The organism is Lysobacter sp. H23M47, from assembly GCF_015209765.1.
Taxonomy (GTDB): Bacteria; Pseudomonadota; Gammaproteobacteria; order Xanthomonadales; family Xanthomonadaceae; genus Novilysobacter; species Novilysobacter avium.
This window is the reverse complement of record NZ_CP063658.1, coordinates 2,697,979-2,720,736: the sequence shown is the minus strand read 5'-3', so window position 1 is coordinate 2,720,736 and position 22,758 is coordinate 2,697,979. Positions and strand designations below refer to the sequence as shown.

The 22,758-nt window shown below is 66.8% G+C and carries 22 protein-coding genes and 1 tRNA gene; 17 read left to right on the top strand and 6 right to left on the bottom strand.

The window, feature by feature from the left end:
- The first annotated feature begins 8 nt into the window (after nucleotides 1–8).
- The 3 genes from INQ43_RS12275 to INQ43_RS12265 all read left to right on the top strand — a co-directional run bounded on the left by INQ43_RS12275 (nucleotide 9) and on the right by INQ43_RS12265 (nucleotide 5,238).
- Entirely contained in the window at nucleotides 9–2,486 is a 2,478-nt protein-coding gene (locus INQ43_RS12275) for a TonB-dependent receptor (protein ID WP_194034516.1), read from the top strand.
- Nucleotides 2,487–2,563: 77 nt separating this feature from the next.
- The gene (locus INQ43_RS12270) at nucleotides 2,564–3,994 is read left to right on the top strand and encodes an NAD(P)/FAD-dependent oxidoreductase (RefSeq protein ID WP_194035898.1); all 1,431 of its coding nucleotides are present in this window, start codon (nucleotides 2,564–2,566) and stop codon (nucleotides 3,992–3,994) included.
- A gap of 80 nt (nucleotides 3,995–4,074) precedes the next feature.
- Nucleotides 4,075–5,238: an acyl-CoA dehydrogenase family protein gene (locus INQ43_RS12265; RefSeq protein WP_194034515.1), complete on the top strand. Its 1,164-nt coding sequence runs from the start codon at nucleotides 4,075–4,077 to the stop codon at nucleotides 5,236–5,238.
- A gap of 103 nt (nucleotides 5,239–5,341) precedes the next feature.
- Here INQ43_RS12265 and INQ43_RS12260 read toward each other — a convergent pair whose 3' ends face one another.
- On the bottom strand, nucleotides 5,342–7,063 hold the full coding sequence (locus tag INQ43_RS12260) for a hypothetical protein (RefSeq protein WP_228062529.1): 1,722 nt from the start codon (nucleotides 7,061–7,063) through the stop codon (nucleotides 5,342–5,344).
- A gap of 65 nt (nucleotides 7,064–7,128) precedes the next feature.
- Nucleotides 7,129–7,866 (bottom strand): SOS response-associated peptidase, encoded by a 738-nt coding sequence (locus INQ43_RS12255; RefSeq protein ID WP_194036633.1) that lies wholly within the window; start codon nucleotides 7,864–7,866, stop codon nucleotides 7,129–7,131.
- On the opposite strand from INQ43_RS12255, the gene INQ43_RS12250 reads away from it, so the two are divergent.
- The 9 genes from INQ43_RS12250 to otsB all read left to right on the top strand — a co-directional run bounded on the left by INQ43_RS12250 (nucleotide 7,865) and on the right by otsB (nucleotide 15,447).
- The gene (locus INQ43_RS12250) at nucleotides 7,865–8,653 is read left to right on the top strand and encodes an extensin family protein (RefSeq protein WP_194034512.1); all 789 of its coding nucleotides are present in this window, start codon (nucleotides 7,865–7,867) and stop codon (nucleotides 8,651–8,653) included. The genes INQ43_RS12255 and INQ43_RS12250 overlap by 2 nt on opposite strands.
- Before the next feature lie 117 nt (nucleotides 8,654–8,770).
- Entirely contained in the window at nucleotides 8,771–9,523 is a 753-nt protein-coding gene (gntA, locus tag INQ43_RS12245; RefSeq protein WP_194036632.1) for a guanitoxin biosynthesis heme-dependent pre-guanitoxin N-hydroxylase GntA, read from the top strand.
- A complete protein-coding gene (locus tag INQ43_RS12240; RefSeq protein ID WP_194036631.1) occupies nucleotides 9,523–10,152 on the top strand; it encodes an urea carboxylase-associated family protein in 630 nt (209 codons plus the stop codon). The genes gntA and INQ43_RS12240 overlap by 1 nt, the downstream gene beginning before the upstream one ends.
- 74 nt (nucleotides 10,153–10,226) lie before the next feature.
- Nucleotides 10,227–11,606 carry a trehalose-6-phosphate synthase gene (locus INQ43_RS12235; protein WP_194036630.1) on the top strand — a complete coding sequence of 460 codons (1,380 nt, stop codon included), beginning with the start codon at nucleotides 10,227–10,229 and terminating at the stop codon, nucleotides 11,604–11,606.
- Complete coding sequence (locus tag INQ43_RS12230) at nucleotides 11,603–12,607, top strand: acyl-CoA dehydrogenase family protein (protein WP_228062527.1); 1,005 nt, start codon at nucleotides 11,603–11,605, stop codon at nucleotides 12,605–12,607. Before INQ43_RS12235 ends, INQ43_RS12230 begins: the two co-directional genes overlap by 4 nt.
- On the top strand, nucleotides 12,595–13,347 hold the full coding sequence (locus tag INQ43_RS12225; protein ID WP_194036629.1) for a PIG-L family deacetylase: 753 nt from the start codon (nucleotides 12,595–12,597) through the stop codon (nucleotides 13,345–13,347). The genes INQ43_RS12230 and INQ43_RS12225 overlap by 13 nt, the downstream gene beginning before the upstream one ends.
- Nucleotides 13,344–13,940 (top strand): class I SAM-dependent methyltransferase, encoded by a 597-nt coding sequence (locus tag INQ43_RS12220; RefSeq protein ID WP_194036628.1) that lies wholly within the window; start codon nucleotides 13,344–13,346, stop codon nucleotides 13,938–13,940. Before INQ43_RS12225 ends, INQ43_RS12220 begins: the two co-directional genes overlap by 4 nt.
- A complete protein-coding gene (locus INQ43_RS12215) occupies nucleotides 13,937–14,632 on the top strand; it encodes a glycosyltransferase (protein WP_194036627.1) in 696 nt (231 codons plus the stop codon). Before INQ43_RS12220 ends, INQ43_RS12215 begins: the two co-directional genes overlap by 4 nt.
- Complete coding sequence (otsB, locus tag INQ43_RS12210) at nucleotides 14,629–15,447, top strand: trehalose-phosphatase (RefSeq protein WP_194036626.1); 819 nt, start codon at nucleotides 14,629–14,631, stop codon at nucleotides 15,445–15,447. The genes INQ43_RS12215 and otsB overlap by 4 nt, the downstream gene beginning before the upstream one ends.
- Here the strand turns inward: otsB and INQ43_RS12205 are convergent.
- Both INQ43_RS12205 and INQ43_RS12200 read right to left on the bottom strand, forming a co-directional pair.
- Entirely contained in the window at nucleotides 15,428–15,907 is a 480-nt protein-coding gene (locus INQ43_RS12205) for a YetF domain-containing protein (protein ID WP_194036625.1), read from the bottom strand. The genes otsB and INQ43_RS12205 overlap by 20 nt on opposite strands.
- A gap of 161 nt (nucleotides 15,908–16,068) precedes the next feature.
- A tRNA-Arg gene (locus INQ43_RS12200) sits at nucleotides 16,069–16,145 on the bottom strand.
- 82 nt (nucleotides 16,146–16,227) lie between these two features.
- Between INQ43_RS12200 and ubiA the strand changes: the two genes are divergently transcribed.
- Complete coding sequence (gene ubiA / locus INQ43_RS12195) at nucleotides 16,228–17,130, top strand: 4-hydroxybenzoate octaprenyltransferase (RefSeq protein WP_194036624.1); 903 nt, start codon at nucleotides 16,228–16,230, stop codon at nucleotides 17,128–17,130.
- Between the two features lie 104 nt (nucleotides 17,131–17,234).
- On the opposite strand, the gene INQ43_RS12190 is transcribed toward ubiA, so the two are convergent.
- Both INQ43_RS12190 and INQ43_RS12185 read right to left on the bottom strand, forming a co-directional pair.
- Nucleotides 17,235–17,768, bottom strand: a complete 534-nt coding sequence (locus tag INQ43_RS12190; RefSeq protein ID WP_194034510.1) for a DUF308 domain-containing protein — start codon at nucleotides 17,766–17,768, stop codon at nucleotides 17,235–17,237.
- Nucleotides 17,769–17,827: 59 nt separating this feature from the next.
- On the bottom strand, nucleotides 17,828–18,592 hold the full coding sequence (locus tag INQ43_RS12185; RefSeq protein WP_228062526.1) for a ComF family protein: 765 nt from the start codon (nucleotides 18,590–18,592) through the stop codon (nucleotides 17,828–17,830).
- Nucleotides 18,593–18,699: 107 nt separating this feature from the next.
- On the opposite strand from INQ43_RS12185, the gene bioB reads away from it, so the two are divergent.
- From bioB to INQ43_RS12165, 4 genes are all read left to right on the top strand, one after another.
- The gene (bioB, locus tag INQ43_RS12180) at nucleotides 18,700–19,680 is read left to right on the top strand and encodes a biotin synthase BioB (RefSeq protein ID WP_194037690.1); all 981 of its coding nucleotides are present in this window, start codon (nucleotides 18,700–18,702) and stop codon (nucleotides 19,678–19,680) included.
- A gap of 170 nt (nucleotides 19,681–19,850) precedes the next feature.
- Nucleotides 19,851–21,035 carry an 8-amino-7-oxononanoate synthase gene (locus INQ43_RS12175; protein WP_228062699.1) on the top strand — a complete coding sequence of 395 codons (1,185 nt, stop codon included), beginning with the start codon at nucleotides 19,851–19,853 and terminating at the stop codon, nucleotides 21,033–21,035.
- Between the two features lie 16 nt (nucleotides 21,036–21,051).
- Nucleotides 21,052–21,831: a pimeloyl-ACP methyl ester esterase BioH gene (gene bioH / locus INQ43_RS12170; RefSeq protein ID WP_194036622.1), complete on the top strand. Its 780-nt coding sequence runs from the start codon at nucleotides 21,052–21,054 to the stop codon at nucleotides 21,829–21,831.
- On the top strand, nucleotides 21,828–22,739 hold the full coding sequence (locus INQ43_RS12165) for a methyltransferase domain-containing protein (protein ID WP_194036621.1): 912 nt from the start codon (nucleotides 21,828–21,830) through the stop codon (nucleotides 22,737–22,739). The genes bioH and INQ43_RS12165 overlap by 4 nt, the downstream gene beginning before the upstream one ends.
- Nucleotides 22,740–22,758 lie beyond the last annotated feature (19 nt).

The window sequence follows — 22,758 nt, the reverse complement described above, 5'->3', positions numbered from 1 at the left end:
GTTTTTTAATGATTACCCTCCGCCCTAAATTGCTGAGCGCCTGCATTGCGGCCACCTTGTTCGTTGCCGCGCCGCGGGCCGTTGCCCAGCAGGCACCGCCACAGCCCGCCGACCAGGCACCGCCGGCCGCCGCACCATCGGAATACGATTCCAGCGCCACCCAGCTTGATACTGTCACCGTGACCGCACGCGGTGTTTCCGAATCGCTGCAGTCCATTCCGATTCCGATCACGGCAGTATCCGCCGAGACGATTGAGGAGAAGGGCTTTGAGGACGTGCGCGACATTGCCGCGTTCACCCCCGGCTTTTCGTTCCGTTCGGCATTCGGACGCAGCTTCGACCGCCCCGTGATCCGCGGCATGTCCAACATCCAGGGCGAGCCGAACGCCTCGTTCTTCATCGACGGCATTTTTGTCGACGGCGACATCTCCGGCTACGGGCTGGAAAGCCTGGACCGCGTGGAAGTGATCCGTGGTCCCCAGTCGGCTGCCTTCGGTCGCCGCACGTTCTCCGGCGCGGTGAACTTCATCACCAAGCGTCCGGGTACCAACCAGGGCGGCAAGCTCACCGTCGGCGGCGGCAACCACGGCCAGTACAAGTACGTCGGCTCCTATTCCAACACCGCCGCCGACGGCGCGGTGGGCTATGACCTCAGCTTCGTCCACCGTGGCAACGACAGCATCTTCTACAATCCGATTTCCGGCACCAAGGACCTGGGCGGCAACGAGACCACCGGCATGATGGGCTCGCTGGTGTGGAGCGCGACCAACAACCTGGAGCTGCTCGGCCGGGTGATGTTCCAGAAAACCGACGACGAGTTCTATCCGATCTCGCGCCTGGGCGCAGATGCGGCGAACTGCTACCTGCCCGAGTACACCGGGGCGACGCTGCCCGGTGCGGGGTTCCCGATTTCCAGCACCCGCCGCCGCGGATATTTCTGCGGAACGCTCAAGACTCCCGAGAACTTCCCGATCAACACGCCCAGCCTGGCGGCCGCGGGTTATCCGGCGGGCAACAAGAACCGCAAGCTGCGCACCAGCCTGGTCGCGAACTACTACTTCCCCAACAACTGGCTGCTGACCTCCACCTCGGCGTACAACGAGACCGAGTCCAAGGTCGCCACCGACCAGGACTACAGCGGCATCCGTGGCTTCGGTGGCGCGTTCGAAACCTTCGGCAAAAGCCAGACCACCGACTACTCGCAGGACCTGCGAGTCACCACCGACCTTGAAAAGCCGGTCTACGCCACGTTCGGCGCGTACTACTACCACCTCAGCGGCGGGCCGGGATACTCCGGCGACCTGGCCGGCTTCGGGCTCGTGCCTGGCGTGACATCGCCACCGCCGGTTGCCAACCCGACCAACCCGCAGGGCAGCACCGTCAACAAGGCGCTCTACGGCTTCGTCAACTGGGAGATCAACGACCAGTGGACCGCGTCGCTGGAAGGACGCTATGCCAAGGACGAGCTGACCAAGGCTGCGGTGGACACTCGCAGCATCGTGATCGCTGGCGTCCCGACGATCGTCAGCCGTCCCTACTCGCTGAGCAACTCACTGACCAGCTTCACCCCGCGCGTGACGTTGGGCTACCAGTGGCGCGACAACATCCACGTCTTCGGCCTGGCATCCAAGGGCACCAAGCCGGGTGGATTCAACCTGGATATCCAGCGCGCAGACTTCACCGATGAGTCGCGTGACGAGCTCATCGCACGCGGCTTTGACACCTTCGACGAGGAGACGGCGTGGAACTACGAGCTGGGCATCAAGAGCAGTTGGGATGAGGGACGCCTGCTGCTCAACACCAGTGTGTTCTGGATCGACTGGACCAACCAGCAGCTGACCGAGGGTGGCCCCGCCCGCCTCGTCAACGGCCAGTACTTCAACACGTCGTATACCTCCAACATCGGTGAGTCGCGCATCCGTGGCCTCGAGCTCGAGTCGCAGTGGGCGTTCGCACCCGGCTGGCTGGCCACGATGTCCTACGCCTACACCGACGCGGAAATCCGCAAGTTCTTCAGCCAGGGCCAGGCCGACCTGATCTGTGAGCAGGCGTTCTGCCTGCCCGACAGCCCGGAAGGTTCATCGGCCGGCAAGATGTTGCCGCGGGTACCCAAGAACAAGGCCGCCGTCGGTCTGCTGTACGAAGGCCAGATGGCCAACGGCTGGAGCTGGATGGCCAACGGAGACGTGAGCTACGAAGGCAAGCGTTGGGACATCGCCAACCTGGCCAACACCGGCGCGTCGACCACCGCGAACTTCCGCTTCGGCCTGTCGCCCAACGACAGCTGGCGCGTGACGGCCTACGTCAACAACGCGTTCAACGACAACACCGCCGAGGACATCACCCGCTACCTGGACCCCGAAGCATTCATTGCCGTCCCGGCAGTGCCGCCGGCGACCGGGTTGCAGGTCACCAACCGCACCGACTTCGCCGTCAGTGCGCCACGCCCGCGGATGTACGGCGTGGAAATCAGCTACAAGTTCTGAGCCACACCACCCGGCGCACGCCCGTGATCGCGGTCACGGGCGGCGCCGGTTTTTTTGATTCTGAAAGGCGGGTTAGCATGGACAGAAGACATTTCCTCAAGGGCACGGCAGGTGCCGCGATGCTCGGCGTCCTGGGATGCGCGTCGGCGCCCAGGACGCCCGTCGCCGGCGAGCGACGCAGCGATGTCATCGTGATCGGTGCCGGCCTGGCCGGACTGGCTGCGGCACAGGCATTGCAGGACGCGGGCGCACGGGTGACCGTGTTGGAGGCCAACAACCGCATTGGCGGTCGCCTCAACACCATCGAGAGCAATGGCTTGCGCTTCGAGGTCGGCGGCGTCCAGGTCGGTGCCGGCTACGAGCGTGTACACGCGCACGCCAAGCGGGTCGGTATTGAGATCGCTCCGCCGGACATCAAAATGATGGGGCCGGACGGCCGGCCGTTGCCGACCGCACTGATCTTCCCGGACGGCAGCGTTTCCAGTGCGGAGTGGACGGACAGCCCCCTCAATATCCTCCAGGGACGTGAGCACGCGCTGGCACCGACCGACCTGCTTCGCGTGGCCATGAACGACATTGCCCTGGATCAACTTGCTGGCTGGGATGATCCGTCCAATCTCGCGCTCGACATTCCGCTGCGCGACCATCTCTCCGCGCAGGGCTGGTCGGCCCAGGCGCTGGACTGGATGGACGTGGCCGACAGTTACACCTCGCTGCGCACCATCAGTGCGCTGGATGCGCTGCGTCGTGGCGCCGAACTCAAGGACGGCCCGCGCGCACCTCCCGGCTGGGTCACCAAGGGCAGCCAGGCTTTGCCCGAGGCGATGGCCGCCGCGCTGGACAATGCGCCGTTGCTGGGCATGGAAGTGCTGGCGGTAGAGCAGAACGCGCGTGGTATCGAGGTGCGGTGCAAGGACGGCCGCCGCTTCCGTGGCGACCGCGTGGTGATGACCGTGCCGAGCGGACCGCTGAGCCGGATCCGGATCGATCCCCTGCCACCGGCGGCGCAGTCCGCGGTATGGGCGGCCCGGCGCAGCAATTCGGTCACGACCATGCATTTCCATCCGACGCGACCCTTCTGGGAGACCGACGGCCTGCCGATGAACATGTGGAACGACGGCCCGCTGCAGCGCGTCATGGCCGTGCCGGACAGCGCCGGCACCGTCCAGCGCCTGATCGTCTGGCTCAACGGTGACGCTGCGGATGCCGCCGATCGCCTCGCACCGGAAGCGCGCATGCAGTGGGCGATGGACCAGATGGCTCGCCTGCGCCCGGCCAGTGCGGGCGCGCTGGAGCCGCTCGCGACGCGCGGCTGGGGCTCGGACCGTTTCGCTGACGGCGCATTCTCGGAGATCGCACCCGGCCGAGTGGCCGAGACCGTTGAGTGGAGCGGCAAGCGGTTGGGCCGCATCCACTTTGGCGGCGAACACAACGCGTTCGACAAACCTGGAATGGAAGCGGCCGTGGTTTCAGGCGAGAGGGCCGCAGTCGCGGTCCTTGCTGCCTGACACCAACGCCTTCCGACCCTCACCCCCTCCCCCTCGAATCCGGCTGCGCCACGCTAGCCTTCCCGACAAGAAGAAAGACCATGTCCCTCAATCCCTACGACCTGTACGACACCCGTTCCCTGCTGACCGAGGAGGAGCGCGCCGTGCAGGACACGGTGGCGCGGTTCACCGACGAGCGCGTGCTGCCGATCATCGGCGACGCCTTCGATGAAGGCCGCTTCCCGCGCGAGCTGATTCCCGAGATCGCCGAGCTGGGCCTGCTGGGCTCCTCCCTGCCGGAGGAATACGGCGGTGGTGGCCTGAATTCGGTGTCCTACGGCCTGATCTGCCAGGAGCTGGAGCGCGGCGACAGCGGCATCCGCAGCTTTGTCTCGGTGCAGTCCTCGCTGTGCATGTACCCGATCTTCGCCTATGGAACCGAGGAGCAAAAGCAGCGCTGGCTGCCCTCGATGTCGCGCGGCGAGACCATCGGCTGCTTCGGCCTGACCGAGCCGCACGGCGGCTCCGACCCGGCCAACATGAAGACGAGCGCCAAAAAGGACGGCGGCGACTGGGTCCTCAACGGCAGCAAGATGTGGATCACCAACGGCAACCTGGCCGACATCGCGATCGTCTGGGCGCAGACCGATGACGGCATCCAGGGCTTCATCGTCGAGAAGGGCATGAAGGGGTTTGCGGCCCAGGAGATCAATCACAAGATGAGTCTGCGCGCCTCGGTCACCAGCGGCCTGTTTTTTGACAACGTGCGCGTGCCCGAAGCCAACCGCCTGCCCAACGTGAAAGGCCTGAAGGGCCCGCTGGGCTGCCTGACCCAGGCCCGCTACGGCATCACCTGGGGCCCGATCGGCGCGGCGATTGCCTGCCTGGACGAAGTGCTGGGATACACCGGGGAGCGCATCCTGTTTGACCGCCCCGTCGCGGCCACCCAGAGTGCGCAGCTGAAGATGGCCGACATGGCTCGCCGCATCACCATGGCGCAACTGCTGGTGGTCCAGCTGGGCCGGATGAAGGATGCCGGCACGATGGCGCCGACCCAGGTCAGCCTGGCGAAGTGGAACAACTGCCGGATGGCGATCGACATCGCCCGCCAGTGCCGCGACCTTCTCGGTGGCGCAGGTATCACCACCGAGCATTGCGCGATCCGTCACGCGATGAATCTGGAGTCGGTGATCACCTACGAGGGCACCGAGACCATCCACCAGCTGGTGGTGGGTCGTGAGCTGACGGGGATCAACGCGTTCTGATCCATACGCCGCTGATCCCGCTGGGCCGCAACCGCAAGTCAAGACCATGAAAATGCCGCCCTTCGAGGGCGGCATTTTTGTGCGTGGACAGAGCCCGGGCGCGCTAGTTCAGCTGCAGTGCGAGGCTTCCGTCGGTAGCAAGCGACCCGATGACCGCGCCGGTGGGATCATGCACCGGCACCGCCGCGGCAATTGCCAGCGTGCCATCGCCATCATCGACCGATGCGAAGTCGGCAATCCGGTAGCTGCCCGCCAGCAGGTTTCCGGTGTCGACGATGATGCGGGTGCCCTTGCCGATCGTCAGCGTAGGCTCGCTCTTCTTGGCGGGGTTGTTGTCACCAGCGAAGATCCCGCCGATGTGGGTGCCCACGACCAGTGGCTCGCCGGGCTCCGGCGCGACGATGCGGAAGTTAAGCGTGCCGCCGTCGATGACCATATCCTGCTGCGCGGTGGGGTATGGCGAGCGCGCCTTGCTGTCACCCTTGATCGCGCCGATGAACGACTGCGGGTCGACGTTGATCGCTCCGCCGGAGATCGTCAGCGCCCCCATGGGGCTGTAGATCGCCGACAGTCCCGTCAGGTTCACCACCCCGCCCTTGATCGCGCTGTCCGCACCGATCAGCTGGCCGTTGTCCAGGTTGATCGTGCCGTCCTCCAGCACAGTCTGCATGTTCCACATGGACGGACTTTCAGTTGGTGTATCAATCAGCGACTGGCTGCTGGAGACACTCAGCGTGCCGCCGCCGATGACCGTGGTCACGTCGGCGCCCAGCGCCAGCAAAGTCGAGCGGTGCTCGCCATGAAGGCTGATGGAACCCGATCGCAGGTTGACGCTCGGAGCCGGAGGCCTGGTAGCGCCGTCGCCTGGCGGCTTGGATGCCCGCATGATCTGCACCATGCCGTCCGATACCCGGATTGCAGGACCCGGCGTTCCTGCGCTACCAATGTCTATGTCACCGTCGGTGACCAGCGCCAAATACTTGCCCAGCGTCCAGCGATCGCGGTCAAGTCGCTGCCGCGGATCGTAGTAGATGGGGCTGACAGTCCCATTCACGGCGCCGGCACTGCTGATGCTGCCTCCCAGAAGTTCAATGCCGCGGGTGCCCTGCAGCGTGGTCTCGCCGCCGCCGCCGCGCGACGACAGATCCCCGCCATTCCAAACAAGCTTGCCGTCGCGGGCCGCGATCAGGTTCTGGTTGAGCGAGTTGAAGTCGAGCACCCCGTCGTTCACCACAAGATCGCCGCTGTCGGCGGTCAGCTTCCAAGCGCTCTGATCGCGCGCGCGCATTACGGAGCTGGCTGCCCCCAGCGCAGCCAGCACCGCCATCTCGGTCAGTGGCTCAGGCGGCACATCATTTGCGTCGGCCGACGTAAACGCACTGCGGATCCGCTCGGCATCGCCATTGGCAAAGAATTCACTCACCTGCGCTGCGGTGTAGAGCTGGTAACCAGCCCGAGGCGCGCGCGACGCTCCAGCTCCGGAGGCCTCCGGATGTGTCTTGTTGTAAAGCGAGATGCTCTTGCCACGGCCCAACTCGACCCCGCGGGTCAGGTCGACCGGATGCGCGGTGCGGAAGGTGCCACCGTCGATCACCAGCCCGTCGCGTCCGCGGATCTCCACCGAGGCCGGCTCGATCCCGTCGGCCGTCCGGACGAAATCACCTCCGTCGATGACGGACGCTGAGAACCGGTGCACACCCGCGCCGAACCGGCCGCCGTCCGGCAGCGGTGCGACGTTGGTGTCGTCATCCGCGGGGCTCGCCGCCGCGTGCGGCGAGGCGGCCAGTGCCAGTGAAAGTGCCAGGACAGATACGTGGTGCGTCATACGGCGCCTCCTTTCAGGAGTCCCGAGTGTGTTGCCTAATGTCCGGACAATCAATGCGGGGGCCTTCACGCAATCTTGGGAAGCACAAGCTGCGGACCGCTACTGCGAACGTTGCCCACGGCCCGCTCCACCGCATGCCATTCCAGCTCGGGTGTACTTGCCGACAACGCGATCTGCGCCGCGTCTTCCGGTGAACCCCCGATCCACTCGCCCAGCAGATCGCCGGAGAGCATCAATGGCATGCGGTCATGCAGATGGGCGATCGCCGGACCCGCGTCGCGAGTGACGATGCTGTAAGTGAGCAGCTCGCCGCGCTGCTCCCACAGTCCGGCAAAGAACAATACCGGCGAGTTTCGCGCGTGGATGAAGTAGGGCTGTTTGGCGCCATCTTCCATCCGCCATTCGTAGTAGCCCGAGCTGGGCACCAGTCCCCGGCGCTGCTTCCACGCCGCCCGGAACACCGGCTTGGTGGCCGCCGTTTCACAGCGCGCATTGATCGTGCTGTACGCCAGCCGCGTGTCCTTTGCCCACGACGGCAGCAGGCCCCAACGCATTTCCGTGGCGACGGCCCCGTCACCGTCGGCGACGAGCACCCACCCGGCCTGGGTCGGTGCGCGGTTGTAGTTGGGCTCGGGATCCTCCGCCGGCGTGCTCACAGCAAGGCCGCCGGAGAACGCGTGGATCTCGCGCCACGTAAAGAACTGGCTGTCACGTCCGCACATCGGGGAAGCGTACGCGCAGCGGCGTGTAGCGTGCCTGATGACGACGCCCGGCTGACGACCGATCACCCACAGTCGGCTCATGACCGACACCGCAAGCACCGCGCGACGCATCTGGTTGCTCTTCCTGCTGGCGATCCTGCTGGGCTGGTGGGCCGTGGAATCAGGCGGGATCGCGATACCCGATGCGTGGAACCCGTTGGCGCCCCTGCAGATCGACGAACCGCCAAACCTGCTGACCGGCTTCAAGCTGTCGCGGACGTCGAGCGATCCTGAAGCGTGCAGGGCAGCTCTGGCCGACGCGCAGATGGCGTGGACGCCACTGGAAGACCGCGTCACAGGTCCGGGTTGCGGTTTCGAGAATGCGGTGGCCATCACCCGGAGCAGCGTCGCCGTCAACGCTCCGTTCTCGCTGAGTTGCCGCGCCGCATTGTCGCTGGCGATGTGGGAGCGCCATGTACTGCAGCAGGCCGCGGCGACGGAATTGGATGCGAAGGTCGTGCGAATCGAGCATTTCGGCTCATATGCCTGCCGGAACCTGTACGGCCGGACGACGGGGGCCCGCAGTCAACACGCAAGCGCCGATGCGCTCGACATTGCCGCCTTTGTCATGGATGACGGCCGGCGGGTCAACGTGGTCAACGATTGGGGATCGGTCGGATCGGAAACCGATTCGCGCGAGGATGTGCCTGGCGGCGTTGCGGATCCTCAAAACGCCCCAAACGACAATCTGACTCCCGCGGCGCGCTTCCTGCGTGCGGTACACGACGGCGCCTGCCGCTACTTCGATGCCGTTCTCGGGCCGGACTACAACAGCGCCCACGCCGACCACTTCCACTTCGACCGCGGCCGGGCCCGTGCCTGCCGCTGACCGGATCCCGGCGCGCCGGCCGACGGTTTGGCCCGGCTTTCTACACACGCCCTTGCACCCCGGCTTCCTAGTCTTGTTGCCCAATCACCGAGGTGTCCTGCACCACTGACGGCCCCCATGGATTTTTCACGCTACTCCGCTCCGGACTACTCCTGGGCTTCCGCGCCAACGCCCGGCCAGGACTATCCACCCGGCACCACGTCGACGACGCTGGCCTCGAGGTTCCTCGCGTTCGTGGACGACCCGCGGTTTCCGTGCGTCGGCTCCAAGGTCGCGCTCGCCCGGGACGCCATCGAGGTGGTGGAATTTGCAGACCTGCGCGATCCCGCTGGTGACGGGCGACTGCTGGACGGGTTGAGTGCATTTGGCGCGCGTCTGGATGCCGAGGATCCGGATGCGAAAATCGTCCGATCGTATGTGGCGGTGTACGCCGAACCACGCCGGACCGACGAGCGCCAATTCGAACAGCTTCTCTGGAAGCAGCTGCAGCGCCTGCACGATCTCGATGTCGCGCGTGGAAACGCATGGGCCAGCGACGTGGCCAACGACCCGGACGACCGCAGGTTCAGCCTGAGTCTTTCCGGCCATCCGTTCTTCGTCATCGGGCTCCATCCGGGAGCCTCGCGAATGGCCAGGAGGACGCCGATGCCCGCACTCGTGTTCAACTCGCATCGTCAGTTTGAGCGCCTGCGCGCGGACGGGAGATTCCGGAAGATGCAGGCCGCCACGCGCAAGCGGGACGAGCAGTTGCAGGGTTCCATCAACCCCAACTTGGCCGATTTCGGTGAAGCAGGCGAGACGCGCCAATACAGCGGGCGCGCGGTCGGCCGCGACTGGAAGTGTCCGTTCCAGTTCAGGGGAGGAAACTGATGGAACCATCGCGATTGCGTTTCAAGGACGTCCAGCGGATACCGCCTTGCTCGGGCCGTGCGATTGAGCTGGATGCCGGTGATGAGCTGGTCGTCATCGACCCGATGGGCCAGCAAGTCAGCGACCTGACCGCGTTTTCGCGTGAGGACCTGGGTGAGTACCTTTCCTCGGGGCGGTCGATCGACTACGCATCCAGGCTTTGGCTGACCACCGGCGACGTCCTGTATTCCAACCGGAGCCGGGCGATGTTCACCATCCTGGAGGACACGTGCGGTCGCCACGACTTCACCCTGACGCCGTGTTCCAGGCGGATGTTTGAGATCATTTACGGCGAAACCGAAGGCCGCCCCGGCTGCGAGGGAAACCTTGCCACGGCGCTGTCGCCCTACGGCATCGACACGGACCGGATTCCCATTGCCTTCAACATTTTCATGAACGTGCAGGTTGATGGCGACACGGGCGAGATCGCGGTGATGCCGCCGCTGAGCGGGTCGGGCGACTTCATTCGCCTGCGCGCGGAAATGCCGATGGTCGTCGCGATGACCTCCTGCTCGGCCGGTCAATCGAATAATTTCGAATACAAGCCGATCGACTTCGCAATCCTCAAATGCGCGCCCACGGCAACCTGATAGTCGCCTCCCATCGGGTACCCCTTGATGGGATCCCGCAGGCCGGCGGCCTTGCCGTTGCGCTGCGTGCGGTAATGAAACGAAAAGGCGGGCGGTGGGTTGGTTGGAGTGGGAACATATCGGCAAACCGCCGGCCGTCGCGCAGCTTTTCGCAGGACGTTGAATACCTGGCGCTCGACCTGGGCGAGGGCCGTGACACGGAACTGCACGCAGACTACGTCAACGGTGCACTGTGGCCCATCCTGCATTCCAGGCCGGACCTGATGCACTTCAACGAAGCCTCATGGAGTGCATTTCTGAGGTTCAATGACGACTTCGCGCATCTTCTCGCCAAACAGATCGGTCCGCGCGATCGGCTTTGGGTGCAGGACTACCACCTGATCCCTCTTGCGGAACGCCTCGAATCCATGCGCGTGGTCGTCCGCTGCGGCTTCTTCCTCCATGTGCCTTTCCCCCGGCCGGAAACGATGATCCGGCTGCCCAGGCATGGCGAGCTGCTGGACAAATTGGCCGCGTTCGAGCTGATCGGTGTCCAGACGCCCCAGGACCTGGAGCGGTTCACTCAGTACCTGCAGTCCGCTCGCGGTGCCAGGGTCGCCGGCGTGCAGCAGATCCTGGGGAAAGACCGGGTATTGATCGAGATGCCGGACGGTCGATCGTTCCGGGCGGCCGCCTACCCGATCAGCATCGATACCCGGAGTATCGAGGAATCCGCTCCCGCTGCCGGCGACGGTGCCTCGGTGCGTCGCCTGGCGACAAGCCTGGGCGGCTCCTCGCTGGTTCTGGGCGTGGACAGGCTCGACTATTCAAAAGGGCTTGAGGAGCGTTTCGACGCGTATCGCTGTTTCCTGGAGGCGGCACCTGCACGCGTCGACGAGTGCACGTTCGTGCAGATTGCACCGTTGTCGCGCGCGGAAATCCCCGCCTATCGGCAACTTCGCAACCGACTGGACCGTCAGGTCGGGCGGATCAACGGAAGCTTTTCGCGGCCCGATCGGACCGCGCTGCGATACGTCAACCGCAGCTTTTCCCAGCGCACGCTGTACGGGTTTTACCGGCTGGCAAGGGTCGCGCTGGTTACCCCCTTGTGCGATGGCATGAACCTGGTGGCAAAGGAGTTCATCGCCTGCCAGGACCCCAGGGACCCCGGCGTTCTGGTTCTGTCGCGCCATGCCGGTGCGGCCAACGAGCTGGGCGATGCGCTCATCGTGGATCCACTCAACCGCGATGAGGTCTGCGCGGCGATCGAGACAGCGCTGGCAATGCCGCTGGCCGAGCGCGTGGCCCGTTGGTCCATGATGATCGACCAGCTCAGGCGTCGGGATGTTCACGCCTGGGCGGATGACTTCCTGGGTGACCTGGCCGAATCGCGCTGGCCGGACGCCGTCCCGGCGACCGTGTCGCGTGCAAACCCTTCGCAGCTCTCCGCGGCCGCGTCCGCGGCAATGACGTGAACTCCCCGGAGCGCGCATCCACGTTGCCGCAGCAGCTTCTGGCCATGCCGCTGGACAACCTGGAGCTCATCGCCTCTGTCGCGCGCGCCGCAATACGCACCCTCCCGGATCCGCCGATGCCGGGGGGCGGACGGACATACGAACGATGGACTTTTCTGGGTCGGCTGGGCGGCTGGGACCTTTGCCTGTTCAAGGTGCTGGAGGCGCATTACGACGCCTGCGCGATTCTGGCCGAGCTTGGTTGCCCGCCTCCTGCTCCCGGCGAGCTGTGGGCGGTCTGGGCGGCCGAGCCGCCTGATGCGGTCCTTCACTATTCGCCAGCGGGTGACGGCTCGCTGACGGGAACCAAGCGCTGGTGTACCGGAGCAAGCGTTGTCACCCATGCACTGATTACAGCGCGGAACGCGGATGAGCGCGTCTTGGCGGCGGTGCAGATGAATCGCGCAGGCGTCGAGGTGCGCGACGCGTCATGGCAGGCGGTCGGCATGGCCCGCGCGGAAACGTTCGATGTCGCGTTCGACGCTGTCCCTGCGCAGCTGGTTGCCGGGAATAATCGCTACGTCCTTCGTCCCGGCTTCTGGCACGGCGGGGCGGGCATTGCCGCCGGATGGCTTGGGGCAGCGCGGTCGATCATCGATGCATTGCTTGCATCGCAACGCGCGCGCGCTTCCGGCCACCAGCTCGTCCATCTGGGCGCGGTGGAGACGGCGCTTGACCTGAATGTGACCGCGCTCCACGCCGTGGCCGACGCGATAGATGCGCAGCCGCACCTCGCCCACGAGCGCCAGGTCTTGCAGCTGCGCTCCGGTGTGGACGCCGCTTGTGCGCAGATCATCACCCGCGTGGGACGTGCACTGGGCGCCGGCCCGCTGTGCCAGGACCGCGAACACGCCAGGCGCGTCGCGGACCTGGGCGTATTCACCCGTCAGTGTCACGCCGAGCGTGATCTCGAGGCACTGGGTCGCTTCGCGCTGGAGGCCGCAACGCCGTGGCCGGGGTAGACCGCACCATCCGTGGAGCCGGCCCGAGCGAATGCGCCTGGCGCGAGTCCCCCTGGCTCGCGGAGCTGGAGGTCGCGCGCTTTGGCACTGTCGTGGCGGATGCCAGTCGAATCATCGTCGTGTCGCCCCATCCCGATGACGAAACGCTCGGCTGCGGTGGCCTGCTGTTCGACGCGGTAGCGATGGGTGTCCCCGTGATGGTGTGTTCGGTGACGCATGGCGAGCGTTGCCATTCCACCGAAGGCTCCCCGGCAATGGGAGCGCAACGGCAGCGGGAGCTGATGCAGGCGATGGCGGCTCTGGGCGTGCAGCCCTCCTCGGTCGTGTCGTGGGCGATCGCGGATGGCGAGCTGGCGCGGCAAAAGGACCGGCTCAGGACCCAACTCAACGGGATTGTCGAGCGCACGGATCTGTTGCTTGCTCCGTGGGAACTCGACGGCCACCCGGACCACGAGGCCTGCGGCGAAGTGGCGCGTGAGGTTGCCCGCGCGAGGAAGCTGCGCGTGCTGCGATACCCGGTGTGGGGGTGGCACTGGTCGGATCCAACGGACGTCTGCAACGGGCTGGCCGCGGTCCGCGCATTCCGGTACCCGCTCGCCATTGGCACCTTGACCGCGAAATCACGCGCAATCGACGCCTTCCAGTCGCAGATGACCGAAGCGCCCGGCGGCGCAAAACCGGTACTCACCGACGCGATCCTGAGCCGATTCCGGCGCGGGTTTGAGGTCTACCTGACATGAATACCCCTCTGGCCTATTTTGATGAAATGCACCGCAGCGATGACCCGTGGGGATTTCGCAGCCGTTGGTACGAGGAACGAAAACGCAACCTGCTTCTGGCGATGCTTCCCGCCAGACGCTACCAACGCGGATGGGAGGTCGGCTGTTCAACCGGCGAGCTCAGTGCGCGACTTGCGGAACGTTGCGACCGGCTGCTGGCCAGCGACGGCTCCGACGCGGCGGTGGCGCTTGCGGCACATCGCCTGCAGGCGCATGCGAACGCCGAGGTGATGCGGTTGACGCAGCCGGAAGAATGGCCGCCGGGCAGGTTCGATCTGATCGTTTTCAGCGAGGTCGGTTACTTCCTCGGACACGACGAGCTGCGGCGGACGGTAGCCAGGTTCGCCGGTTCACTGGCTGGCAGCGGCGTGCTGATTGCCGGTCACTGGAGGCGGTCATTTGCAGAGGCGACCATGACGGGGGATGAGGTCCACCGCATTCTTGAGGCGTCGCTTCCGATGCAACGGTGCATGAGCTACCGGGATGCCGATGTGGTCCTGCAGGGCTGGAGCGTGGAGCCCGACTCGGTTGCCGAGAAGGAAGGCATCGTTTGATCGCCATAGTGATCCCCGCGCGGAACGAAGCCGAGCGCATCGAGCAATGCCTGCGTGCCGCACAGGTCGCAGCGCGTCATCCGGGACTGCACCAAGAAGCGGTGCTGATCATCGTCGCCGCAGACTCCTGCACGGACGGGACGGCGCAACTGGCGCGCCCCGTCGCCAATCTGGTGATTGAAGGCGACTTCGGCGATGTGGGCAGTGCGAGGGCGGCTGCAGCGGAACAGGCGCTGCATCGCGGTGCACGCTGGCTGGCAAATACCGACGCGGATTCCGTTGTCCCGGCCGACTGGCTCGCGGCGCAACTCGCGTACGGGTCGGATGCATTTTGCGGCATCGTCGGTGTTGGAGACTGGGAGGATTACTCCGCCAGCGTGAGCGAGGCGTTCCAGGTCCTGACGGTGGCCGCGCCGGGACACCCTCACGTGCACGGCGCCAACCTGGGCGTCGCTGCAGATGCCTATGTCCGCGCCGGCGGGTTCCAGCCAGGCGCAGCACACGAGGACGTGTCGCTGGTCAAGCGTCTCGCGGCCATCGGTGCCGTGATTGCCCGTCAACCAAGCCCGCGCGTGATGACGAGTGCACGACGCTCGTCGCGTGCCCGGGAAGGATTCAGCGACTACCTGAAAGCATTGGAGGCAGGCCTCCTCCGCTCTCCCGCTGCTGTCGGCCCGTCCGGGACGCCGTGAATCGGGAACGCCCCACCGCGCCGCCGATCCAAAAGGATTGGGCGCTTTTCCTCGATGCAGACGGAACCCTGCTGCCGATCGCGTCAACGCCCGGCGAGGTAACGTGCCCGCCAGGGCTGCTCCCTCTGCTCGGCGCATTGGCGGGCGAGCTGGGTGGTGCGCTCGCAATTGTCAGTGGACGCCCGCTGTCGCAGCTTCGTGGCCTGTTCCCGGAGATTCCTTGTTGCCTGGTGGGTCATCACGGAAGGGAATCCGACCGTTGGCCGATGCCGGACCTCCCTGATCTGGACTTCACGGGTCTGTTGGACCGCGCGCGGGAGGTCGCCGTCGAGTTTCCCGGGATCCTGATCGAGGACAAGCAGATCGCCGTCGCATTGCACTGGCGGCGGAACCCGACCGCTGAGGCGGCATTGACCGCCCTGGCGCATGAGTACGTCCAGCAACTGGACGGGTACATGTTGCAGGCCGGAAGGATGGTCATCGAGGTCCGCCCGACCGGCGGGAAAGGTGATGCGCTACGGCGGCTCATGGCTCACCCGCCCTGGCGCGGACGGCGCCCGGTATTCGTCGGCGACGACTTGGCCGACGAAAGCGGGTTTGCCGAAGCTGCAAAGTCAGGCGGCTTGGGAGTTCTGGTCGGGAAGCGCACGGAAAGCGTTGCGAGCCGGCATCTGAAGGATGTCGCCGCCGTCCACGAGTGGCTCGCCCGTGGGCTGCACGGGATGCAATCTGCCAGCTCCCGTGGCCAGCTGCTTCCGGTTGGCCAGCCGGGCGGTTCCAGCAACGATGGACCGCTCAGCCGCGGCGCCCGGTGACCACGCTGATATGGCCGCCCTTCTCGAGCACCGCCAGCCGGAGGTCGCCGAACGACGCGCAGTCGGCAGCGCGCATCGCCTCCTGCAAATCGTCGATGCCGATGTTGTTATCGTCCAGCGCCTCGCCGTACACGCGGCCATTGCGGGCCAGGATCACCGGGCTGCCTTCCACCAGTCGCTCGAGCGTGCGGCTGCGGGACGTGGTGAATCCGAGCACGTAGTTCCATCCCATCAGGGTGGCGGTCAGGATGATGCCGCCCTGCAGCGATTCATCGCCGGCGATCATCGAACCCTGCATCGCATCGCCCAGCAAGACCAGCACGAGCAGGTCGAACGGCGTGAACTGCCCTACCGTGCGCTTGCCGGAAAGGCGCAGCAACAGCATCAATACAAAGAAGACGACCGTGCCGCGCAGCACGATTTCCCACCACGGGATCGAAAGTTCCAGCAGGTTTGACATGAGCGCGCTCCCATAGTTCAAGCCCGGCTTGCAGGCCGGGTCAAATGGTTAGCGTCGCAGGCGTGCGGCAAACCGGGCGTGATACCGCGTCGAGGTCCGCAGACGCGTCCGGACGCCGAACGGAAGTCCGGGTCTTGTGCAGCGGAGACGGAGACGGGAATTGGTGCGCCTGGAGGGATTCGAACCCCCGACCAATGGCTTCGGAAGCCACTACTCTATCCAGCTGAGCTACAGGCGCATCTTGGGCCGCATGCGAAGACCGCACGGGGAGCGCATTCTAGCCCCAAACCCGCCTGCGCGTCATCGCCCATAATTGCACGATGAACTACGAGCGTTTCGAGCCGGCCCGGGAGCCTGCGTGGAAAATCCGCCTGCGACTGTACTGGCAGCTGACCCGCAACGACCGCCCGATCGGCTGGCTGCTGCTGCTCTGGCCGACCTGGTGGGGGCTGTGGCTGGCCGCCGGCGGCGTGCCGCCGCTGTGGACGTGGTTGGTGTTCACCGCCGGGGTGTGGCTGACCCGGTCCGCCGGCTGCGTGATCAACGACTACGCCGACCGCTGGCTGGACCCGCATGTCGAGCGCACCCGTGATCGGCCGTTGGCGACCGGCGCGGTCCGCGGACGCGAGGCTTTGGCGCTGTTCGCCGTGTTGATGCTGGCCGCGTTTGCGCTCGTGCTGACCATGAACACGCTGACCATCTGGCTCAGCCTCGTCGGGCTGGTGCTGGCGGCCAGCTATCCCTACCTGAAGCGCTACACGCACCTGCCGCAGGTCTACCTGGGCATGTCGTTTGGCTGGGCGATCCCGATGGCGTTTGCCGCAGTGACCCGGGAGGTCCCACCGCTGGCGTGGCTGCTGTACGTGGCCAACATCCTGTGGTCCACGGCCTATGACACCTGGTACGCGATGGTCGACCGCGAGGACGACATCAAGTTGGGCGCGAAATCCACCGCGATTCTTTTCGGGGACCTCGATCTGGTCATCCAGGGAGTGCTCTACGCGCTGTTCTTCGCCGCGTTGCTCTTGGTTGGGCAGCGTGCCGGGCTGGGCGCCTGGTACCTCGCCGGCCTTGCGGTTGCGGTCGCGCTGGTGGCATGGGAGTTCTGGATCAGCCGCACCCGCGAGCGCGGCCCACTGTTCCGCGCGTTCGTGCACAACCACTGGGTGGGGATGGCAGTGTTTGCCGGAATCGCGCTGGACCTGTGGATGCAGCGCGCCTGAGACCCCCGCCCGATCGTCGCCGGCGGATCCTCACGGCCAGACCCTGACGACCTGATCCTGACGGCCAGATCCCCACGACCGATTGTCCCGGGAAGATTGCCAGGCTAGAGGCGGGTGGCGAACCTGCGCAGTTTCAGTCCGACCCAGATCTGCAACGCGCCGTACAGCAACGCTCCCAGACCGATCCAGATCGCGATGGTCGCAAGTCCGGCCAGCGGGTAGGCCACGAAAAGCACCGCCAGCGCGATCGCCAGCAGGCCGCTCAGCGCGATCAGCCATTCACCGCGGATGTGCTTGCGGATCCTGATCGCCAGGGCGATGCGGAACACGCCCGCGACCAGCAGCCAGGCGGCCAGCAGCAACAGCAGGACGCTCGCCATCTGCAGCGGGTTGAGCACCGCGAGCACACCGAAGGCAAGCGAGCTGAGCGAATACAGGGCGAGCCAGCCACGTGAGATCCGCGAGTTTCCGGAAATCAGTGCAAACAGACTGATCACCCCCTCGGCGATGGCCATCACGCCGAACGCCCAGACCATCGCCACCGCGGTGGCGGCCGGTGAGACCAGCGAGATGATTCCGAACCCCACGGCGATCACGCCAAACAACACCAGTACCCACCAGCTGCGGCCAATCACCATGACGATTTCCCGATAGAAGATGGCCCCATCTAGGCGCGCGCGGCGACGCCTGTCAAATGTCACGGAACCCGCGCGGCGACCCACGCATCCACCCGTACCGCGCCGGCCCGGTACAGGCACTGCGCTGCGGAATGAAGCGTGGCTCCGGTGGTCATGACGTCGTCGACCAGCACCACGTGGGCCGGCAGGTCAACGCGCGGCCGGACGTCGAACGCATCCTCCACGTTGTACCTCCGATCGGCCGCGTCCAACCGCGATTGCGGACTCGTGGCAATCGCGCGCAGCAGCGCGCCGTCGAGCAGCGGTACCCCCAATGCGCTAGCCAGCGGACGGGCGAGTTCCAGCGCCTGGTCGTAGCCCCGCTGGCGCAGGCGGGAGCGGTGCAGGGGTACCGGCACGATCGCATCGGGTCGTGGCAGCGCGGCGAACGCCTGCACCATCAGCGCGCTCAGCACCCGCCCGGCGGCCAGGTCGCCGTGGAACTTGAACCGCGGCGCGAGTCGGTCCAGCGGTGCGCCATAGGTGCAGGCGGCGCGCACCTCGACCAGAGGTGGGGGTTCGGCCCCGCAACTCGCGCAGGTCGCCGACCCGGTGTCGTGTGGGTTTGTCGCGTTGGCCTTCTCAGCGGCCAGCGGCAACGCGCAGCGCAGGCAGGCACTCGGATGCCAGGGGATTGCCGCCTCGCACAGCGGGCACAGATCGCGCCCGCCTTGGCCGTCCGCGCCGCAGGCCAGGCAGTTCCCGGGCCACAACGCGCTCGCGAGCCGGCCTCCCCACCGGGCCAGCACGCCACCCCCGTTTCGCCCCACCGTGTTGATCGCCATGTGTTGACAGTTCCGAGCGTTGCTTTCCAGACTGCCCGGCCCCTCATCGCGCCGTCAGCCGGAAAACCGCCATGTCCCGTGTCAGTGAAGCCAGCATTTCCGCCGATGTGCCCGATGCCCTCCGCAATGACTGGTCGCGCAGTGAAGTGCTTGCCCTGTTCGAGCTGCCGTTTACCGAGCTGCTGTTCCGCGCGGCGAGCGTCCACCGTGCGCATTTCAATCCGGCCGAGGTCCAGGTCAGCACCCTGTTGTCGGTGAAGACCGGCGGTTGCCCCGAGGACTGCGCCTACTGCCCGCAGGCCCAGCGCTACCACACGGGCGTGGACGCGCAGAAGCTGATGTCCACCGACGCGGTGCTCCAGCGTGCGCGCGCCGCGCGCGATGCCGGCGCCTCTCGCTTCTGCATGGGTGCGGCGTGGCGTTCGCCGGCCGACCGCGACATTCCCAAGGTCGCCGAGATGATCCGCGGCGTGAAGGCGCTCGGGCTGGAGACCTGCGCGACGCTGGGCATGCTCAGCGGCCACCAGGCGGAGTCGCTTAGGGAGGCCGGACTGGACTACTACAACCACAACTTGGACACCGCGCCAGAGTTCTACGGCGAGGTGATCCAGACCCGCGGCTACCAGGATCGACTGGACACGCTGGCCCTCGTCCGCGACGCCGGCCTGAAGACCTGCTGCGGCGGCATCGTCGGCATGGGCGAGTCGCGGGAGCAGCGCGCCGGACTGCTGCAGGCGCTGGCCAACCTGCCCGCCCATCCCGACTCCGTGCCGATCAATCGCCTGGTCAAGGTCGCCGGTACGCCGCTGGCGGACGATGACGCGCTGGCCGAGCTGGACCCGTTCGAGTTCGCCCGCACCATCGCCGTGGCGAGACTGCTGATGCCCCGGTCAATGGTGCGCCTGTCGGCGGGGCGCGAGCAGATGAGCGATGAGCTGCAGGCGCTGTGCTTCCTTGCCGGTGCCAACTCGATCTTCCACGGTGAGAAACTGCTGACCACCGCGAACCCGGGCACCGACCATGACCGCGCGCTGTTCGACCGCCTCGGCCTGCGGGCGATGCCGATGCCCGGAAGGACGATAATGTGACCTCTACGGCCACGAGTCCGGGGGGAACAGTGCACGCCGACATCATCCAGAGCGACAGCTTCGATCACCGCGTCAACGACGCGCCTGCAACGTCCCATCCGCCGCGATCAGTGGCCGGCGTGAAGCGCTGAGCCGTGGCGCGCGCATTCTGGGGCGAGCGAATTGACGCGATCCGGGCGCAACGCGCCGATGCGTCGGGCAGCCACGCCCGCTGCGCGGTCAGCCATCGTGACGGCGCGCGCTGCAGCGTCGACGGCCGCGAGCTGCTGAACTTCTGCAGCGACGACTATCTCGGCCTGTCCCAGCATTACGCGGTGATCGGTGCGTTGCAGGACGCCGTGGCCGCGCAGGGGGCCGGTGGCTCCGGATCGCACCTGGCCTGTGGCCGGCATCAGACCCACGAGCGGCTGGAGGAGGAGGTCGCCGACTGGCTGGGCACGCCGCGCGCCCTGTTGTTCGGCAGCCGTTACCTGGCCAACCTGGCGGTCCTGCAGTCACTGCTCGGCGAGGAGGACGTCTGCGCCCAGGACGCGTTCAACCACGGCAGCCTGGTCGACGCCGCCCGCCTGGCCGGCTGCCACCTGCGCCGCTACCCGCATGGCGATCCGGAGGGCGCGATCCGGCAGTTGCGCAGCATGCCCGACGGAGTGGCGATGGTCGCCACCGAAGGCGTCTTCAGCGCGGACGGCGACATTGCCCCGTTGCGGCAACTGGCGCTGGTCGCCCGCGTCCAGCACGCGCTGCTCTACGTCGACGACGCGCACGGGATCGGCGTGGTCGGTCCGGAAGGACGCGGCAGCGTTGCCGCCGCCGATCTGGGCGTGGATCAGGTACCGCTGCAACTGGCCAGCCTGGGCAAGGCGCTGGGCGGGCAGGGCGCGGTGGTGGCCGGCACCCATGAACTGATCGAGCACCTCGCCGAAACCGCGCGCCCCTATCGGTTCACCACGGCCTTGCCGCCCGCGCAGGCGGCGGCCGGACTGGCTGCGCTCAAGCTGGCCCGGAAGGATCATTGGCGACGGGAGAAGTTGGCCGAGCTGGTCGCGCATTTCCGCGAGCGTGCCCAGCGCGCCGGCTTGACCCTGCTCGACTCGCAGACCCCGATCCAGCCTCTGCTGGTCGGTGATGATGCGTGCGCGGCATCGATGGCGGCCGCCCTTCAACGCGCTGGTTATTGGGTGGAAGCGGCTGCGTCGCCGACCTTCGGCGAAGGCCAGGCCCGCCTGCGCATCACCCTGTCCGCGCTGCACGCCCCGGCCGATATCGACGGCCTGCTCGAGGCCATGTCCGGCGCCCGCGATCGCGCCCGCGCCGAGGCCCGCGTGGCCGCCATCAGTCGCGGTGTCACTTCATGAATCCACAGAGCATTCCATGCATATCGAAACCCGCGGGCGAGGCCCGGCGCTCGGCCTGATCCACGGCTGGGCGATGCACAGCGGCCTCTTCGGACCGCTGGTGGACCGCCTCGCCGAGCGCTACACCCTGCATCTGGTAGACCTGCCCGGTCACGGCCACTCGCGCGACAGCGACGCGTCCCTGGATCCGGCACCCCTGGCGACCGAGCTGGTTGCGCGCATTCCCGACGCGGCCTGGCTGGGCTGGTCGCTGGGTGGGCTGGTGGCGCTGCGCGCCGCGCTGGATTCTCCCGATCGCGTGCGCGCACTGGTGCTGATCGCGTCCTCGCCGCGCTTCGTGCACGGCGCCGACTGGCCGCACGGAGTCGGGCCGCACCTGTTTGGCGACTTCGGCAATGCCCTGGCACAGGACTTCCGCGGCACCCTGGATGGCTTTCTGGCCCTCGAGGCGCTCGGATCAAACAGCGCCCAGGAGGAGTTGCGCAAGCTGAGGCTGCAGGCGTTCGAGCGCGGCGAGCCGTCGCCGGCCGCGCTCCAGCAAGGTCTGCAACTGCTGGACCAGCAGGACCTGCGCGCCGAGTTGCCGGCCTTGCGCGTTCCCAGCCTGTGGATTTCCGGCCGCCGCGATCGCCTCGTGCCGCCAGCCGCGATGGCAGCCGCGGCGGCGCTGTCGCCCGCCGGTCGCAGCATCGAGATCGCCAGCGCCGGGCACGCGCCGTTCCTGGGAGCGCCCGACGAGGTCGCCGGCGCCATCGACGACTTCCTGCAATCAACCGCAAGCGGAGCCACGGCATGAGCGCGCTGTTCGACTACCGCCAGATCCGCCGGGCCTTCTCGCGCGCGGCGGGCAGCTATACGGATCTGGACGAGGTGCAGCGCGAGATCGGCTCGCGGCTGGCCGACTCGCTGGACTACCTGGATGATCCGGCGCTGGCGTTGCCGACGCCCGAAGTGGTAGTCGACCTGGGCGCAGGCCCCGGACACATGGCCGCGCTCCTGCAAAAGCGCTGGCCCAGGGCGCGCGTGCTCGCGCTCGACGTCGCGCCGGGGATGCTCGCGCAGGTCCGCGGCCACGGCGGTGGCTTCCGGTTCAATCCCTTCGCGCCACGCCCGGTCCCGGTGGCGGCGGATGCGCGAGCGCTGCCGCTGGCCGATCGCAGCGTCGACGTGCTGTATTCCAACCTGTGCCTGCAGTGGGTCGAGGACCTGCCGGCGGTCTTCGCCGGGATTCGCCGGGTGCTCAAGCCCGGCGGCTTGATGCTGGTCTCGACCTTCGGCATGGATACCCTGATCGAGCTGCGCCAGGCCTTCGCCGAGGTCGACGAGGCGCCGCACGTCAGCCCATTCACGGCCATTGGCCCGTTTGGCGATGCCCTCATTGCCGCCGGCTTCAAGGACCCGGTACTGGACCGCGACGAGTTCCACCTCGGCCAGCCCGATATGACCAGCCTGATGCAGCGGTTGCAGGGACTGGGAGCCACCAACGCTCTGGCCGCCCGCCGGCGCAGCCTCACCGGCCGGCACCGCTTTGCACGCGCGCGGGAGGTCTACGAGACGATGCGCAAGGCCGATGGCCAGTTGCCGGTCACGCTGGAGGCGATCTACGCCCACGCCTGGGGTCCGCCGCCGGGAGCACCGATCCGGGTGGATGGCATCGATGAGGTGCAGGTGCCCGCGTCCAGCATCCGCGTGCGCAAGCGCTGAGCTGCGGGCGAGACCGGCA

Coding starts and splice junctions, on each gene's coding strand:
- INQ43_RS12270 (WP_194035898.1), top strand. CDS start 2,564: ATGGACAGAAGACATTTCCTCAAGGGCACGGCAGGTGCCGCGATGCTC.
- gntA (WP_194036632.1), top strand. CDS start 8,771: ATGGATTTTTCACGCTACTCCGCTCCGGACTACTCCTGGGCTTCCGCG.
- INQ43_RS12205 (WP_194036625.1), bottom strand. CDS start 15,907: ATGTCAAACCTGCTGGAACTTTCGATCCCGTGGTGGGAAATCGTGCTG.
- INQ43_RS12220 (WP_194036628.1), top strand. CDS start 13,344: ATGAATACCCCTCTGGCCTATTTTGATGAAATGCACCGCAGCGATGAC.
- INQ43_RS12250 (WP_194034512.1), top strand. CDS start 7,865: ATGACCGACACCGCAAGCACCGCGCGACGCATCTGGTTGCTCTTCCTG.
- INQ43_RS12260 (WP_228062529.1), bottom strand. CDS start 7,063: ATGACGCACCACGTATCTGTCCTGGCACTTTCACTGGCACTGGCCGCC.
- INQ43_RS12235 (WP_194036630.1), top strand. CDS start 10,227: ATGAAACGAAAAGGCGGGCGGTGGGTTGGTTGGAGTGGGAACATATCG.
- INQ43_RS12275 (WP_194034516.1), top strand. CDS start 9: ATGATTACCCTCCGCCCTAAATTGCTGAGCGCCTGCATTGCGGCCACC.
- INQ43_RS12165 (WP_194036621.1), top strand. CDS start 21,828: ATGAGCGCGCTGTTCGACTACCGCCAGATCCGCCGGGCCTTCTCGCGC.
- INQ43_RS12185 (WP_228062526.1), bottom strand. CDS start 18,592: ATGGCGATCAACACGGTGGGGCGAAACGGGGGTGGCGTGCTGGCCCGG.
- INQ43_RS12240 (WP_194036631.1), top strand. CDS start 9,523: ATGGAACCATCGCGATTGCGTTTCAAGGACGTCCAGCGGATACCGCCT.
- INQ43_RS12190 (WP_194034510.1), bottom strand. CDS start 17,768: ATGGTGATTGGCCGCAGCTGGTGGGTACTGGTGTTGTTTGGCGTGATC.
- bioH (WP_194036622.1), top strand. CDS start 21,052: ATGCATATCGAAACCCGCGGGCGAGGCCCGGCGCTCGGCCTGATCCAC.
- ubiA (WP_194036624.1), top strand. CDS start 16,228: ATGAACTACGAGCGTTTCGAGCCGGCCCGGGAGCCTGCGTGGAAAATC.
- INQ43_RS12255 (WP_194036633.1), bottom strand. CDS start 7,866: ATGAGCCGACTGTGGGTGATCGGTCGTCAGCCGGGCGTCGTCATCAGG.
- INQ43_RS12265 (WP_194034515.1), top strand. CDS start 4,075: ATGTCCCTCAATCCCTACGACCTGTACGACACCCGTTCCCTGCTGACC.